The organism is Mycobacterium syngnathidarum (genome assembly GCF_001942625.1).
Lineage (GTDB): Bacteria > Actinomycetota > Actinomycetes > Mycobacteriales > Mycobacteriaceae > Mycobacterium > Mycobacterium syngnathidarum.
The window spans coordinates 191,917-208,286 of the sequence record NZ_MLCL01000033.1 but is presented as its reverse complement, the minus strand read 5'-3'; the positions used below and the strand labels follow the sequence as shown (position 1 = coordinate 208,286).

The 16,370-nt window shown below is 66.3% G+C and carries 7 protein-coding genes and 1 pseudogene; all 8 read right to left on the bottom strand.

Annotated features, from left to right (window positions below; translation table 11 throughout):
• Positions 1-3: 3 nt before the first annotated feature.
• The 8 genes and pseudogenes from BKG60_RS11465 to scpA all read right to left on the bottom strand — a co-directional run bounded on the left by BKG60_RS11465 (position 4) and on the right by scpA (position 16,369).
• Entirely contained in the window at positions 4-1,395 is a 1,392-nt protein-coding gene (locus BKG60_RS11465; protein WP_070943681.1) for a hypothetical protein, read from the bottom strand.
• 4 nt (positions 1,396-1,399) lie between these two features.
• Positions 1,400-2,761: a wax ester/triacylglycerol synthase domain-containing protein gene (locus tag BKG60_RS11460; RefSeq protein ID WP_070943680.1), complete on the bottom strand. Its 1,362-nt coding sequence runs from the start codon at positions 2,759-2,761 to the stop codon at positions 1,400-1,402.
• 28 nt (positions 2,762-2,789) lie between these two features.
• Positions 2,790-4,238, bottom strand: coding sequence for a condensation domain-containing protein (locus BKG60_RS11455; RefSeq protein WP_083284083.1), 1,449 nt, complete (start codon positions 4,236-4,238; stop codon positions 2,790-2,792).
• Between the two features lie 52 nt (positions 4,239-4,290).
• Positions 4,291-10,395 (bottom strand): annotated as a pseudogene (gene pks2 / locus BKG60_RS11450) (sulfolipid-1 biosynthesis phthioceranic/hydroxyphthioceranic acid synthase).
• Positions 10,396-11,389: 994 nt separating this feature from the next.
• Entirely contained in the window at positions 11,390-12,655 is a 1,266-nt protein-coding gene (gene lipL, locus BKG60_RS11445; RefSeq protein ID WP_070943679.1) for an esterase/beta-lactamase LipL, read from the bottom strand.
• A 76-nt stretch (positions 12,656-12,731) separates the two neighbouring features.
• Positions 12,732-13,073 carry a DUF4333 domain-containing protein gene (locus BKG60_RS11440; RefSeq protein WP_070186016.1) on the bottom strand — a complete coding sequence of 114 codons (342 nt, stop codon included), beginning with the start codon at positions 13,071-13,073 and terminating at the stop codon, positions 12,732-12,734.
• A 66-nt stretch (positions 13,074-13,139) separates the two neighbouring features.
• Entirely contained in the window at positions 13,140-14,114 is a 975-nt protein-coding gene (gene meaB, locus BKG60_RS11435; protein ID WP_070186015.1) for a methylmalonyl Co-A mutase-associated GTPase MeaB, read from the bottom strand.
• Entirely contained in the window at positions 14,114-16,369 is a 2,256-nt protein-coding gene (gene scpA / locus BKG60_RS11430; protein WP_070186014.1) for a methylmalonyl-CoA mutase, read from the bottom strand. Before scpA ends, meaB begins: the two co-directional genes overlap by 1 nt.
• Position 16,370 lies beyond the last annotated feature (1 nt).

The following is a 16,370-nucleotide window of genomic DNA, read 5'->3' as shown; positions in this document are numbered from 1 at the left end:
TTCTCAGCCGTTCCAGTCAATCTCGCCGGTGAGATCGAACTCGGCCAGGGTTTTCGCCGCCAATTCGGACAACCTGGCCTTCGAATTCTGTTCGCCTGCTTGATATCCGGTGATCCCGATGGAGACCTTGCCGCCGACCCGGGAGGACACCAGAACCAACTGGCCGTCGGCATCCTCCAGTTCCTGGCGGGTGGTTCCCTGGTCGACGCCGCGGAACACGATGTATTCGGCTTCCGTACCGTCCACCCGGGTCACGTCCGATGTGAGGTCGCCGAGGTTCGAGCAGGACACCGGAAGGTCCCCATTTCCGATGAAGCCGTCGGCAACTTGTTTCAGGAATCCCTTGGGCACCAGCGGGGTCAGCGGTAGGAGTTGCAGGGTCTCGTCGGGTTGGTCGCGCAGCGTTTTGAACGCTTGACGGATGACGCCACGGGCGCCGGACTGATCGGTGGTCACCGTCATCGGGTCCACCCGCGCGGTCGCCAGGGACATGGCGTTGGCCCGGGTATCGCCGTCCGTGCGGTCGTTGACCGCGATCAGGAGTGTGACGTCGCCGTCGGGTCCGCACCGCCCCATGCACTCCCCGAGTTTCGCCGCGAAAGCAGCGAGCATCGAATAGCTGTTGCCACCAACTGCTTCCGCGCGCACATTCCAATCCGCAACGTCGACGAACACCGAGATCGCGGGCAGCACCGTTGCCTTGTCACCGTCGGGCACCACCCGCGTCGGCGGGCCGACCCGCTCCGCGGGCGCATCGGGGTTCGGCTGGCGGAGGAGCCGCACGGCGGCGGCGGCCGTGCGGGCCGCCTCCGGCAGGTCCGACACTGTTTGGCGGATGTCGCGCACCATCGCGCGCAGCCTGCCGCGCGACTTCGGCGGCGGGTAGCCCAGATCGGGCTGCCGGCCGGCGATCGCGTCGGCAATCACCATCACGCCGCCGACCCCGTCACCAAGGCAGTGAGAAACCACCACGGTCACTGCGGTCGACCCGTCGCTGACCGGCAGCACACCCATGTGCCACCCCGGACCGTGCTCGGGATCGATCGGTAGTTGTGCACGCTCATCGAGCCAGTCGCTGATCTCGGTGCGAGGGCGCGGCTCGTCGACATCAAGTGGCGCTTGAGGCCCGGGTGCCGAAACCCAGCGAAACCGTCCGAAAGGCAGCGGGGAACGCTCGATGCGGCGACCGAACAAGCCGCCGCCGAAATTCCGGTGGAAGCGCCGGAGCCCGTCGAAGTCGATCGGATGGTCGTAGACCCAGGAGCACTGCATGACCTGTACGCGGCCCGTGGCACGCATCATCCGCACCGCGGCCTCGTCCCACAGCGCCAGCCGGTTGTCCGGCAGATCAGTCGACGACGTGAATCGCCCTGGCAGAGAATGTGATCGGGACATCGAACTACTCGATCACGCCGGTGAGTTCAAAGTCGGCCAGGGTGTTGGCCACCAGTTCGTACAGCCACGGCGTGGAATTCTCCGAACCCGGCTCATAGGCGACGATGCTCAACGAGACCTTGGCGTCGACCTGGCAGGCGACCACGGTGAGCAGCCCACGACGCTGTTCGAGGGCTCCGCGGGTGGCGTACCGGTCGATCCCCCGGAAATAGAGGTAATCGGCTTCGGTACCGTCGGCCAGAGCCACCGCCGCCGGGACCTCCCCCATGTTCGAACACGACACCGGCCGATCGGCGGCGAATCCGAAGACCATGTCAGCCATCTTGCGCACCACCCGTTTCGGGATAAATGGCGTCAGCGGAAGCAACTGCAGGGTCTCGTCGGGGACATCGCGTGCGGTGGCCAGTCCGGCTTTGATCGCGGCCCGAGCGCCGGACAGATCGGTGGTCACCGTCTCGGGGTCGATGGCGACATTGACCAGCAGCACAGCGTTCGCCCGGGTGTCGACGCAGTCCAGGGTGCGGTCGTTCTGCGGAATGTTCAGCGTGACCGCACCATCCTCGTCGCGCACTCGCCCCATCGCCGCGGCAAGCCTGGCCGCCACGCCGGCCACCAACGAATAGCTGTTTCCACCCAGGGTTTTCGCCCGGAGGCCCCAATCCTCGGCATTGATGTAGGCGGTGACGGCCGGCATGTACACGCGGTCGTCGGCGCCGCTCACCTGGCGCGGCCGGGCCGCGCCTGAACGCGAGATGTCACCACGTCGCCGCCGGGCCAGTTTGGCCGCCCCGACCACGGTGCGGGCCACCTCGGGAACTCCGCGCAGAGTCTCACCCAGATCGGATCGCACTGCGCGCCACCGGGTCCGCGTCAACGGCGCAGGATGATTGAAATCAGTCTTGTTGCCGTACACCGCATTCAGGATCGTGAGGATCCCGCCGCCACCGTCTCCCAGGCAGTGCGAGCCGACCAGGCAGATCGCAGTCGAGCCGTCGGTCATCGGAAGTACGCCCATGTGCCAGCCCGGACCGTGCTCGGGGTCGAGGGGCATGGCGGCCCGCTCGTCCACCCACGCGCCGAGTTCGCCGCGGCTGCGGGGACGGGCGATGTCCAGTTCTGCCTGAGGTCCCGGTGCCGAAACCCACCGATGACGACCGAAAGGCAATGGCGAGCGTTCGATTCGCCGACCGAAAACGCCGTGGCCGATGCCCTCGTAGAAGCGCCGGACCCCGTCGTAGTCGATCGGTCGTTCGTAGATCCATACACACTGCATGACGGCTTCCTGGCCCGTGGCGCGCAGGCCCAGAAACATCGCCTGGTCGGTGAACGACAGCCGATCCTCAGATCGCGTGGCGGAACCCGTCATCGCGCAGAAACCTCCAGCATGTCCGTGCTCACGCCGTCTTCAGTCCGAGTGCCGCTGCACCGCCGACCTCGTCGGCGTGAACCACTTCGTCATGCCCCTCCACCACCCGCAGGTAGGCAGCCTTCATCGCTTCGAGGTACCGGAGCACCGACTCCCGCGCGACCGGGTTGCTGGGGAACGCGGCGGTGACGGTTGTGCAATCCTGGACCCGGTTCACCCACATACCGACCTGGAAGGCCGACCGGGAATCGCTGTAGAGGGTGCCATTGAGTCGCTGCCATTCCGCGATCACCGCGGGCGAGAGCAGACCTGCATCCAGATACGACAACATCGGGACACCCGGATCCGGGCTGCGGATGCCGCTGTCGGGATCCGCCAATTCCAAGACGCGTTCGAACGGGACGTGGGCCAGGTCCATGCCGCCGTCGAAGGACTGCTGGGCGACACGGGCCGCGGCGCTGAACGACGGGGTGGGCAACTCGACCGTGATCGGCACCAGACCGGTAAACCAACCAGTCGTCATGAACTCGTTCTCACTGCGTCGCGTCGTGGTCGGGGTGATGACCCGGTAGGTGTCCTCACCGGTCAACGCATATTGCGCTAGTGCGCCACAGGCGAATACGCCACCACTGAACCGCGCTCCCGCCGCGATGCAGGCCTTCTCGAACCGGTCAGCTTGTTCCTTGTCGAGCAGTTCGACGGTGATGACGTCGCCGGTGTGAGGCAGCGACGGGTCCCCGAGCGGAAACGGGAACCGCGGCAGGGTTCCGTTGTTGGCCTTCAGGAAGGTGATCCAGTCCCGCACTTCAGGCGAGTTCAGATCGAGTGCCGCTGTGTACTTCCGTTGTTCCAGGCAGTACCGGTCATAGCTACCGGCGTCGGGCAGTTGCAGCGGCGCCGCGCCCTGGACCAGTGCCTGGTACATCATGTGGATCTCGACGAAAGCCAGTCCCATGAACATCGCATCGGTGTGGACGTGGTCGACACTGATGTACATCGTGAAATGGTTGTCCCGCTGGATGATTCCGAATCGGAAGCAATCCCACTGCCAGGGGTCCGGCGTGGCCAGGATGTGCTCACGCCATTGGTCGGCCGACATCTCGCCGTGCTTGGTGGGCACGAACTTGATATCGCGAGGGTTGCTGACGGTGCGCCGGCGAATCGAACCATCCTCGACGTACTCGAACCAGCTGTGGAAGGTGTCGTGCCGGCGCAGGTACGCGTTGATCACATGAGACATCGCGCGGATATCGCAGCGGCCCGGGACATCCCAGGCCGGGATGTTGAGCCTGGCCATGTCGGTGCCCTGCGACACGTGCCTACGGAACGCCAGCAGGTGCTGCTCCTGCTGATAGCTCACCGGCACATCACTGACCGGAGCTCCGGCCACCTTGGCCACCGACGCCTGCGATGGATTCCACGACACCACTTCGCCGGGCTCGCCCGACCAATCGTGAATGGGTTTCATCGCAACCAATGCGTATCTCCTGTCTTGATGACCACGCTGGACAGCGCCGCGTTCCCCGCCGTCACGACGGAACCGACACGGGAGAATCCGGGGCCAGTGCGTCGCAGAGGCGTTCGGCCAGAACCCGGATGGTGCTGATATCGGTCGCGCCGACACGAATGCCCGTCTCGGCCTCGATCCGGGTGCGGACCTCCAGGGTTCCGAGCGAGTCGAGACCGTATTCGGCCAGCGGGCGGTCCGGGTCGACGGAGCGGCGCAGGATCGTGCTGATCTGCTCGGCGATCATCTTCCGCATCCGGGCCTGCCACTCGGCCGGGGGAAGGGCGCGCAACTCGGAGAGGAACGCGCTGCCGCCGGCGCCGCCACGTGCGCCCGCCGACGATGCGAACGCTTCGGCGAACCGGCTCGTCTGCGCGAACGCGGTGAGCCACGGCGTGCCCAGCACCGGCGCGTACCCGCTGTACGCACGGTTGTGGCGCAGCAACGTCGTGAAGGCGTAGGCCCCTTCGTCAGGCGAGATCGCCGCACTAGAACCATCGGCCAGACCGGTGCCGCGGCCGATCTCCGACCACGGGCCCCATGCGATCGCCAGCGCGGGCAACCCCTGGCTGCGCCGCCAATGGGTGAACGCATCCAGCCAACTGTTGGCCGCGGCGTACGCGCCCTGCCCCGGCGAGCCGACCAGGGCCGCTGCCGAGGAGAATGAGCAGAACCAGTCCAAGGACTGACCGATGGTGGCCTGATGCAGATTCCATGCACCGTATACCTTTGGTGCCCAGTCTCTTTCGACGAGATCATCGGTGATGTTGGCCAGTACGGCGTCTTCGATCACGGCCGCCCCGTGTAACACCCCACACAACGGCAGCCCCGTCGCGCACGCCACTTCCACAAGTCGGACAGCGGTATCGGGTTCGGCGATGTCGCCCAGCTCCACGGCGATTTCGGTTCCGCCACTGCGTATCCGGTCGATGACAGCCAGGGCGTCCGGGGACGGCGCGGATCGCCCGTTGAGCACCAGGCGGCCGCAGCCAGCCGACGCGAGCGTCTCGGCGAGGAACAACCCGAGCCCGCCCAGGCCGCCCGTGACGATGTAGGCACCGTCCGACCGGAAGGCGGGCGCTTCTTCCGGCGGGACCACCGCCGGGATCTGGCCGCCTTCGGGGATGTCGAGCACCAGCTTGCCCGTGTGCTCGGCCGCTCCCATCACGCGAATGGCGGTGGCACCGTCCTGCAGGGGGTAGTGAGTGGTCTGCGGTAGCGGCAGGGTTCCGTCTGCGATGTGGCCGTAGCAGACCTCCATCAGACGCCGGACGGTATCTGGTTCGGTCAAGGCCAGCAAGGCCAGGTCAACCGCATAGAACGACAGGTTGCGGCGGAACGGAAAGAGCCCCATCCGGGTGTCGCCGTAGATGTCACGCTTGCCGATCTCGACGAACCGGCCGCCGAAGGACAGCAGTTCCAGTCCGGCCCGCTGAGCCGCTCCGGTGAGCGAGTTCAGCACGATGTCGACGCCGTAACCGTCGGTGTCCCGGCGGATCTCATCGGCGAAATCAGTGCTCCGCGAATCGTAGACATGCTCGATACCCATGTCGCGCAGCAAATCCCGGCGCGCTTCACTGCCCGCGGTGGCGAAAATCTGGGCACCCGCAGCGCGGGCGATGGCTATCGCCGCCTGCCCCACACCGCCGGTGGCGGAATGGATCAACACCTTGTCGCCCGCCGAGATCCTGGCCAGGTCGTGCAGGCCGTACCAGGCGGTGGCATGCGCGCTCGGCACCGCCGCGGCGCGGTTCACCGGCACTCCCGCCGGGAGCGTCACGGCCATGTTCGCGTCACATGTGACGAACGTCGACCAGGCACCGTCGGCCGAGATGCCACCCACTTGATCACCGACCTGGTGGGTGACCACACCGGCACCCACCGCGGTGACCACACCGGCGAAGTCCGCGCCCAGTTTCGGCAGCTTTCCTTCGAAGCTGGGGTACTTGCCGAACGCCACCAGCACATCAGCGAAGTTCAGGTTCGATGCGGTGACCGATACCTCGATCTGCCCGGGCCCCGGAGCCACCCGTTCGAACGCCGCCAGTTCCAGTGACTGGATGTCGCCAGGGGTCCGGATCTGCAGCCGCATGCCCTCGCGGGCCGGGTTGACCACAGTGGTCTGACGTTCCTCCGGCCGAAGCGGGCCCGGAATCAGCCGTGCCACATACCAATTGCCGCCGCGCCAGGCGGTCTCGTCCTCGTCGGAGCCGACCAGCAGTTGCGCCACGACACGCGCCGGGTCGGTGTAGTCGTCGACGTCGATCTGGCTGGCCCGCAGCCGCGGATGCTCCATCCCGATCACCCGGATGAGGCCGCGCAGACCCGCTTCCTCCAGGTTGGCGGAGTCCTCGGCCAACACCGTTTGGGCGTTGCGGGTCAACACGTGCAACCGTGGTGGTTCGCCGTGAACCTCGGGCAACTCCCGTGCGATGTGCACCAGGTGCCGCACGTTGTCACCGCCCCGGCTGCCGGCCTGGTCGTCGGTGATGCCGTTGCGCGGCGCGGTCACCACGAGCACGTCGCTGAACGGCCGGGCGGCCAGGTGTTCACGCAGCCGCGCGGCTCGCGCGGTGTGATCGGACCGCTGCGGCCAAGCCATCGTCGTGACGGCAACCTCGTGTGCCTTCAGTGTGTCGGCCAGCCTGGTCGCCATCAGGTCCGCCGCATCGGACGTGCTGATCAGCAACCAGCGGCCCGGATCGCGAAAGTCCGGTTCAGGCAGCTCCTGTTGGCGCCACTCGATCGCCAGCAGCCGGTCGCCAAGCGTGCGCTCACGCTGTCCACTGGCCGAAACGCCGGTGCCCAAACGTAATCCGCCGACACTCAACAGCACGATTCCCTGCTCGTCGAGCAGCTCGATGTCGACCGCGACGCCCGTCGGGGTGAACTCGGTCACCCGCGCCAGGCAATACTGCACATTGCGGGTCGATCCATGAGCGCGAAGGTGCCGCACTCCCAGCGGCAACATCAGCGTGCCGGTGAGGTCACCACGCAAGCGGGGGTGGACGCCGACGGCCTGGAAGCAGGCATCCAGCAGCGCCGGGTGGATGCCGTACATGCCCTGTTGCGAACGAATCGAACCGGGCAGCGCGACCTCGGCGAGCACCGTATCGGCGGTCTCCCCCTCCGGCGCACCGACATACGCGGCGACCAGACCGGAGAAGGCAGGGCCGTACTGGATTCCCCGCTCGGCGAAGCCGGCCCGCGTCTCGGCACCTTCCAACCGCTGCGGGTGGCTGTCGAACAGCGCGGCGATGTCGTGAACGGCCGGTACCGCTGGGTCGTCGTTGCGCTGAAGCCGTGCAGTGGCACGTCGCACGCGCTCGCCGTCATTCAGCGTTTCCACCACGAAATCGGCGGCCCCATCGCCGGTTACGGACGCCGACGCCGACACCAGACTCTGCTCCTCGAGCAGCAGCATCTGATCGAACGTGATGTCGCGAAGCTCTGCGGCGTCACCGAAGACAGCGCGCCCGGCCGCCAACGCCATCTCGCAGTAGACCGCACCCGGCAAGGCTGCGACGTTGTGCACTTGGTGATCACCCAGCCACGGCTGTGTGTCGGTGCCGACATCTGCCTGCCACACATGGCGTTCGGGTTCTTCCGCGAGCCGCACGTGCGCGCCGAGCAGCGGATGCACCGCGAGGACGGCGCCGCCGGGGGCAAGCTCGTTGGGATCGCGGACAAGCATCAACTGCTGGCGATTCCAGGTGGGCAACGGTGCGTCGACGAGCCGGCTGTCCGGGCACACCGCCGCGAGGTCGACCTGGGCTCCGGCACTGTGCAATTCGGCCACCACGCCGAGCAACCCGCCGGAAAGTTCTTGATCGCGTCGCATCGTGGCCAGGGCCACGTGCGGGATGTCGAGCGTGCGCGCCGTTTGGTCCACGGCGTGGGTCAGCAGCGGATGGGGCGCGAGCTCGGTGAACACCCGGAACCCGTCTTCGAGTGCCGCCTGCACCGCGGCGGCGAATCGGACGGTGTGCCGGAGGTTGTCCACCCAGTAGTCCGCGTCCCATTCAGCCAGATCCCGTGGGTCGTACAAGGTGGCGGAGTAGTACGGAATGGTCGGTTCAGCCGGGTCGAGATCGGTGAGCTCGTCGGCAAGTTCGTCGAGGATCGGGTCGACCTGAGGCGTGTGGGATGCCACGTCGACGGCAACCTCGCGGGCCATGATGTCGCGGCTCTCCCACTCGGCGATGAGAGTGCGGATCGACTCCGTCGCGCCACCGACCACGGTCGACTTCGGCGAGGCCACCACCGCCAGCACGACGTCGTTGATGCCGCGGGCGGCCAGCTCGGACAACACCTGCTGGGCCGGCAGCTCAACCGAGGCCATCGCACCGGCACCGGACAGTGTTGCCATCAACCGCGAGCGCCGGCAGATCACCTTCACACCGTCGTCGAGCGACAACACCCCTGACACGACCGCGGCGGCGACCTCGCCCATCGAGTGTCCGATCACGGCACCGGGTTCGGCGCCGCGGGAGCGCAGAGTTGCCGCCAAACCGATCTGGACGGCGAACACCGTGGGCTGTACCCGGTCGATTCCGGTCACCACGTCGGCTCCCGTCATCGCCTCGGTGACGGAGAATCCGGACTCACCTGCGATGAGTGGTTCGATCTCGGCGACGGCCGCGGCGAACGCAGGCTCGGACGCCAGCAGCCCGGCTCCCATGGCGGCCCACTGCGATCCCTGACCGGAGAACACCCAGACCGGACCACGATCGTCCTGCGCCACGGCGGGCTCGTAGGGCACCTCGCCGTCGGCGATCTCACGCAGGCCCGCGATGAGGCTCACCCGGTCGTCGGCGAGCACTGCGGTACGCACGGGCCGGTGCGCACGTCGGCGCGCCAGCGTGGAGGCCAGATCGGTCAGGTCGACGTCGGCCCGGTCGGCCAACCAGTCGGCCATCCGCCCCGCAGTCTGCCGTAGCGCCTCCGCAGACGTCGCCGAGAGCGCGAACAGTGCGGAACCGGTGCGGCCCCGCGACCCGGCGACCCCTTCGGTGGCCGGCGCCTGCTCCAACACGGCGTGCACGTTGGTCCCCGACAAGCCGTACGACGACACCGCGGCCCGGCGCGGATGCTCCCCGGTGACCGGCCACTCGACGGTTTCCTGCGGGACGAACAGATCTGTGTCGATGCGCGCCATGTCTTCGGGCAGGCGGGTGAAGTGCAGGTTGGGCGGAACGATGCCGTGCTGCAGCGCCAGCACCGCCTTCATCAGGCCGACCACACCCGATGCCGATTGACTGTGACCGAAGTTGGTTTTCGACGAGCCCAGCGCGCACGGTGCGGCTGTCCCGTAAACCGACGCCAGACTCGCGAACTCGATCGGATCGCCGACCGGAGTGCCGGTGCCGTGCGCCTCGACCAGTCCGACGGTAGCCGGGTCCACCCCGGCTGCCGACAGCGCCGCCCGGTAGACAGCTTCCTGGGCATCTCGCGACGGGGTGGCGATGTTGACGGTGCGACCGTCCTGATTCACCGCGGAACCGCGAATGACGGCCAGAACCCGATCTCCGTCGCGTTCTGCGTCGGTCAACCTCTTGAGCCATCACAACCGCGGCGGCTTCTCCGGCCACGAATCCGTCGGCCGCCTCGTCGAACGCATGGCAGTGCCACCCAAGTGATAGGCGATCCGGCCAGACGCCAGGCTGAAGTTGTTGCCGGTGAAGCCGTAGGGACCCTCGATCGAGTGGGCGTCGGCAGCGAGCAGTTGATAGTCGCCGTGGGTCAATCCCATGAACACCCCGGTCAGCGAGCCGGACAGGGTTGCCGGGTCGGTGCCGGCATGTTCGACGGCTTCCCAGGCGGTCTCCAGGAGCAGGCGGTGCTGTGGGTCGATCGCAGTGGCCTCGCGCTCGCTGATCCCGAAGAATCCGGCGTCGAAACCGGCCACGTCGTCGAGGAACGCTCCCCACTTCGACACCGACCGGCCCGGCACACCCGGTTCTGGGTCGTAGAACTCCTGAGCGTCCCACCGCGCGGCGGGCACCTCGGTGACCAGGTCGTCGCCTTGCAGAAGTGCCGCCCACAACTGTTCGGGCGATTCGATCTGGCCCGGGAGCCGGCAGCCCATGCCGATGACGGCAATCGGGGTTACTGGAGTCTCGGCCAAGTCGGCTCAACCTCTCTCGATGTGATCTGCGAGCAAAGCTGCGATCAACGTACTAAGACTGCGCATAAGAATGTGTGCCACGTCGTCATCGACGCACCGTACCGAATCCGCATATCCGGTTCGAGTCGTTGCCAACGAAGGTCCGTAGCCTAGCGTGCGCCGTCACCTACATGTTGGAAACATCTGATCGCAAAAATGCTCGCACGTTCGCTGACGGAAGCGATTACCGAAAAGTGGCAGAGGCGGTCAATTCGCCCGGCGAGACGGCGACACGGCGCACCGCTTCGTTGTGTTTTTCATGACTTACGTTGCGGCACAACGCAATCAGCAGCCAACTGCCAGATCCTCTGCACGCTGGGATATTTATCTCGTTAACTAATGAATCGCAACTTTCAAGATTCGGTAGACCATTTCGCAGGTTGTCCATGTTGTGGAATCGGTGTTCGATTCGAGCCTCACAGTTAATCCACAGGCGTCCTGGCTTTAGTTAGCTGGACAACGGCACGCAAACTACCGAAACCGTAGCTGAACCGAATTCACGTTTCACCCGGCAAGGGCGCCATATTGGTACGAAAGTGTACCCAGCCAGCCCATCAGCTAATGGCGTTTGTTGACTATGCAACCTCGCAACCTGCAGTGATCATGAATCGGCGGGAAAGTATCGCAACCCTGGGACGTGGACGTACCAATTTCGGGGATCGAGGCTCGGCGCGATTGAGATCCAGACCACGGCTGAGCGCAACGCGTGACAGAACCCACTGCCGGCCCGTCAAGGCAAATTCGCCCAGGTTAACGGCGGACATGCGCTGCAGTACCGGGTCGACTATCCCAATAGTGGGACACATGTGATGCATATCACTGCCTATGACGGGGTGGAACACCGTCGGCCTCAGACCGCCGCCGCCCCCCCCCCCCCCCCCCCCCCCCCCCCCCCCCGCAACGAAAGACCGGCCCGACGGTGCCCGCCAGGCCGGCCGACATCGAGAAGGCGGGCCTATCCGGCCGCGGGCTTGGACACCTCGTATGGCGCAGCCCCGAGGTCCGGTACGGCGGCATACCCGCGCTCGCGGGCGCGAGCCACATCCTTGCGAATGAGTGCATTCAGACCCACGAAAGCGGCCATGTCGAGCACCATCGGGGTCAACAAGCGGTTGTGCACGAAGCCGACCGCCAGGCCGCTGGCCTGGTCCGCCCAGCCGACCGAACCGCCGAGCCCGACGTGCCCGAATCCGGGCATGATCCCGAACGGCACCGAGTGGTACCCGAGGTGAAAGCCGAGCGGCACCCCCAGGTTCCGGTCTGCGCGGATGCCAGATGAACCGGTCAGACTGTCCACCGTCGGTTCAGACAGGAATTCCAGGCCGTTGAGTCGGCCTCGGTTGGCGATTGCGCCGTACATCCTGGCCAGGCCGCGCGCCGTGGCCACGCCGTTGACCGCGGGCGCCTCGGAGTCCAGGAACGGGGTCTGCCCCTGAACCAGCGACATCACGCCGGGGAAATACATCGAGCCGAAAGCGCCGGAGAAGTTCAATGCGGCGACCCGGGGTGCCACGAAATCGAAGAAGTGGTTGGGCCAGCGCCGTTGCGGTCCCAGGATCTGCGCGGCACGGGTGGGGGCCTCCAGCGGTGGACGACCCAGGTGCACACCGTCGGTTCCCAACGGCTCGGCCAGTTCGACACGGAACAGCTCGCGCATGCCCTTCCCGGTCACCGCGCGGGCCAGACCCGACAACAGCCAGCCATAGGTCAGCGCGTGATAGGCCTGCCTGCCATAGAGCAGGGAGTTCACCGGTGCAGCGGCAATCCGGCTCTCCATCACCAGGTGGTCCAGCAGATCCGCTTTGCTGACCCCATTGAGCTGGGACAGCCCCGCTTCGTGCGCCATCACCTGCCGCACGGTGATGGTGGATTTGCCGTTGGCCGCGAAATCAGGCCAGTACGCACTCACCGGGACGTCGTATTCGAGCAGTCCGCGGTCGACCAGTCGGTGGATGACGGTCGAGGCCATCCCCTTCGTCGCGGAAAACACCATCGCGCCGGTATCGGCTGTCCAGTGCTGCTCACCCGCGCGATCCGAGTAGCCGGTCCAGACATCGACGACGGGCTCGCCGTCCTGAACGACCACCAGCGCTCCGCCGCCGTACTTCCGGCCGGGAAACAGCTTCGAGAACCCGCGGACCGTACAGGCGAAATTCCTGTCCGCCGCGCCCTGGACACCATGTGGGAGCGCCTCGTCGCGCTCACCGTTGTGATCGGTCACACAATTGAATTTACCTGGACCCCCGGCAAATTCCAGATGCGTTACCCACCTGTTAGCCCCGACCCGGGCCAACCGGTCACGAACTCGGCTTGTCGTCCACCTTGAAGTCCACGTTGACCTTGCCGGACTCGACAGCTTTGACCGTAGCCGTAACGCCGTACTTGGTGCCGTCCTTGGCTGTCAGCACACAATGCTGGGTGGTCCCCACCCTCCCGACGATTCCATCGTCGCAGGTCACAGACTTCGCCTTGCGCTTGGCCGCCGCCTCCAGCTTCTCCTTCGCCATGGATTGCAGCTTGGTCTTGGACACCGTGGGCGCGGCACCGGGGGAACCGCCGTCACCACACCCGGTCAACACCGCACCACCGACCGTCGCGGCCGCCACGAGCACACGCAGTTTCGCCTTCACGTCCCTCATCTCCGGGTCAGCCCAGCCTTTCGCTTTCGTGTCGCTGCGAACAGCGTAGGTGCGGCCGCCAGGGTGTCAGCCGGCCGCGTCGATAATCTGCTGGGCGGCCAGCGCCGGCGTCACTTCGCCCTCTCGTACCCGGCGCTCCACCTCGTCACGGATGCTGCGCACGCCCGGATGCGACATCACGCGGTCCAGCACCGTGTCACGCACCATGGACCAGGTCCAGTCAACCTGTTGCGCGCGACGCCTCGCCTCGAACTCACCCGCCTCGGTCAGCACCTCACGGTGTTTGAGCACCGTGTCCCACAGCTGCGCCAGTCCTTGACCTTCGAGTGCACTCATCGTGAGAACCGGTGGACGCCAAAGTGTTTCACGCGGGTAGATCAGCCGGATGGCACCTGTCAGTTCCCGAGCAGCAGCCTTGGCCTCGATCGCGTGCTCGCCGTCGGCCTTGTTCACCACGATCACATCGGCCAGCTCGAGCACGCCCTTTTTGATGCCCTGCAACTGGTCGCCGGTGCGGGCCAGGGTGAGAAACACGAAGGTGTCGACCATGTTCGACACCGTGACCTCGGACTGCCCCACCCCAACGGTCTCGACCAGGATGACGTCGTAGCCCGCCGCCTCCAGCAGCACAATGGTCTCCCGGGTGGCCTTGGCCACCCCGCCGAGCGTTCCCGAGGTCGGCGACGGCCGTATGTAGGCATCGGGATGCACGGCCAGACGGGCCATCCGGGTCTTGTCACCCAGGATCGAGCCGCCGGTCCGTGTCGACGACGGATCGACCGCCAGGACCGCAACCCGGTGCCCCGCGTCGATGAGGTACATCCCGAGCGCCTCGATGGTCGTCGACTTGCCGACGCCGGGCACCCCGGTGATGCCCACGTGGTGGGCATTGCCTGCGTCCGGCATCAGCTCCAGCAACAGCTGCTGAGCCTGGTCACGATGGTCTGACCGAGTGGACTCGACCATGGTGATGGCCCGTGCCAGGGCCGCGCGGTCACCACTGCGGATGGCCGCGGCCAGTTCCTGAACTGAGACAGCCACTAGCCCAGCTGGTACCCGAGCCGGTCCGCCAGTTTCTGAAGCAAACCGATCGCCGCTTCGGCGATCACGGTGCCCGGCGGGAAGATCGCGGTCGCCCCGGCCTCGTACAGCTCGTCGAAATCCCCGGGCGGGATGACCCCGCCGACGACGATCATGATGTCGGGGCGGCCCACCTCGGCCAACGCGTCACGCAGCGCGGGCACCAGGGTGAGATGCCCCGCGGCCAGCGAGGACACCCCGACCACGTGCACGTCGTTGTCGGCGGCCTGACGGGCCACCTCCTCGGGGGTGGAGAACAGCGAGCCCACGTCGACGTCGAAGCCGATGTCGGCAAAGGCCGTTGCGATCACCTTCTGCCCGCGGTCGTGCCCGTCCTGGCCCATCTTGGCCACCAGGATGCGTGGCCGTCGGCCGTCGGCCTCGGCGAACTTACCCACCAGGTCCGTCGCGGTAGCGATGTTGCTGCCCTTTCCAACCTCGTCGCGGTAGACGCCCGAAATCGTACGGATCTCGGCCTGGTGGCGTCCGTACACCTTCTCCAGAGCATCCGAGATCTCACCGAGAGTGGCCTTGGCGCGGGCGGCGTCGATGGCCAGCGCCAGCAGGTTGTTACCCAGCCCGTCCTCACCCGCCGTGCCGCTGGCCTCGGCGGCCCGGGTCAGCTCCGCCAGCGCAGCCTGGGTCGCCGACTCGTCGCGCTCGGCCCGCAGCTGCTGCAACTTGGCCAGCTGTTCGGCCCGCACACGGCTGTTCTCGACCTTGAGGACCTCGATCTCTTGGTCCTCTTCCACCTGGTACTTGTTGACGCCGATCAGCGGCTGCGCACCGGAATCGATCCGGGCCTGGGTGCGGGCGGCAGCCTCTTCGATACGAAGCTTGGGGATGCCATCGCTGATGGCCTGCGCCATCCCGCCGTGTTCGGCGACCTCCTTGATGTGGGCCCGCGCGCGGTCGGCCAACTGATGCGTCAGCCACTCGACGTAATACGAACCGCCCCACGGGTCGATGGGCCGCGTAGTGCCCGATTCCTGCTGCAGCAACAACTGCGTGTTGCGTGCGATGCGGGCCGAGAAGTCGGTGGGCAGTGCCAGCGCCTCATCCAGGGCGTTGGTGTGCAGCGACTGGGTGTGGCCCTGGGTGGCGGCCATCGCCTCGATGCAGGTGCGCGCCACGTTGTTGAACACGTCCTGCGCGGTCAGCGACCATCCCGAGGTCTGTGAATGGGTCCGCAGCGACAGCGACTTGTCGTTCTTGGGGTCGAACTGGGCTACCAGTTCACTCCACAGCAGGCGGCCGGCACGCAGCTTGGCCACCTCCATGAAGAAGTTCATCCCGATACCCCAGAAGAAGCTCAGCCGGGGTGCGAATTTGTCGATGTCCAGGCCGGCGTCCAGGCCCGCCTTGATGTACTCGACACCGTCGGCCAGCGTGTAGGCCAGCTCCAGATCGGCTGTCGCCCCGGCCTCTTGGATGTGGTAGCCCGAAATCGAAATCGAGTTGAACTTCGGCATCTTGGCGCTGGTGTAGCCGAAGATATCCGAGATGATCCGCATCGACGCCTTGGGCGGATAGATGTAGGTGTTGCGGACCATGAACTCTTTGAGGATGTCGTTCTGGATGGTCCCGGCGAGCTTCTCCGGCGGCACACCCTGTTCCTCAGCGGCGACGACGTAAAGCGCCAGGATGGGCAGCACCGCGCCGTTCATCGTCATCGACACACTGACTGTGGACAGGTCGATGCCGTCGAACAACTGCCGCATGTCGAGGATGGAATCGATTGCCACACCGGCCATTCCGACGTCACCCTGAACGCGCGGATGGTCCGAGTCGTACCCGCGGTGGGTGGCCAGGTCGAAAGCCACCGACAACCCCTTCTGACCGGCGGCCAGGTTGCGCCGGTAGAACGCGTTGGATTCGGCAGCGGTGGAGAACCCGGCGTACTGCCGGATGGTCCACGGCTGGTTGACGTACATGGTCGGGTACGGCCCGCGCACGAAAGGCGGCGCGCCGGGGAAACTGTCGAGCGGATAACCGGCCTCGGCAACCTCGTCGCGGTCGGCAGCGATGTACACGGGCTTGACGTCGATGCCCTCGGGTGTCGCCCAGGTCAACTGGTCGGGGGTGTAGCCGTGCGCCGCCGCGGCCGCCGCGACATGCTTCTCGACGGCCTCCGGGGTCGCCGGCTGGGCCGGGGCATCCCCGTGCAGTGGGACGTCGGCGAAACTACGGATCTCTGATCCTGTTGTGGCAGTCATC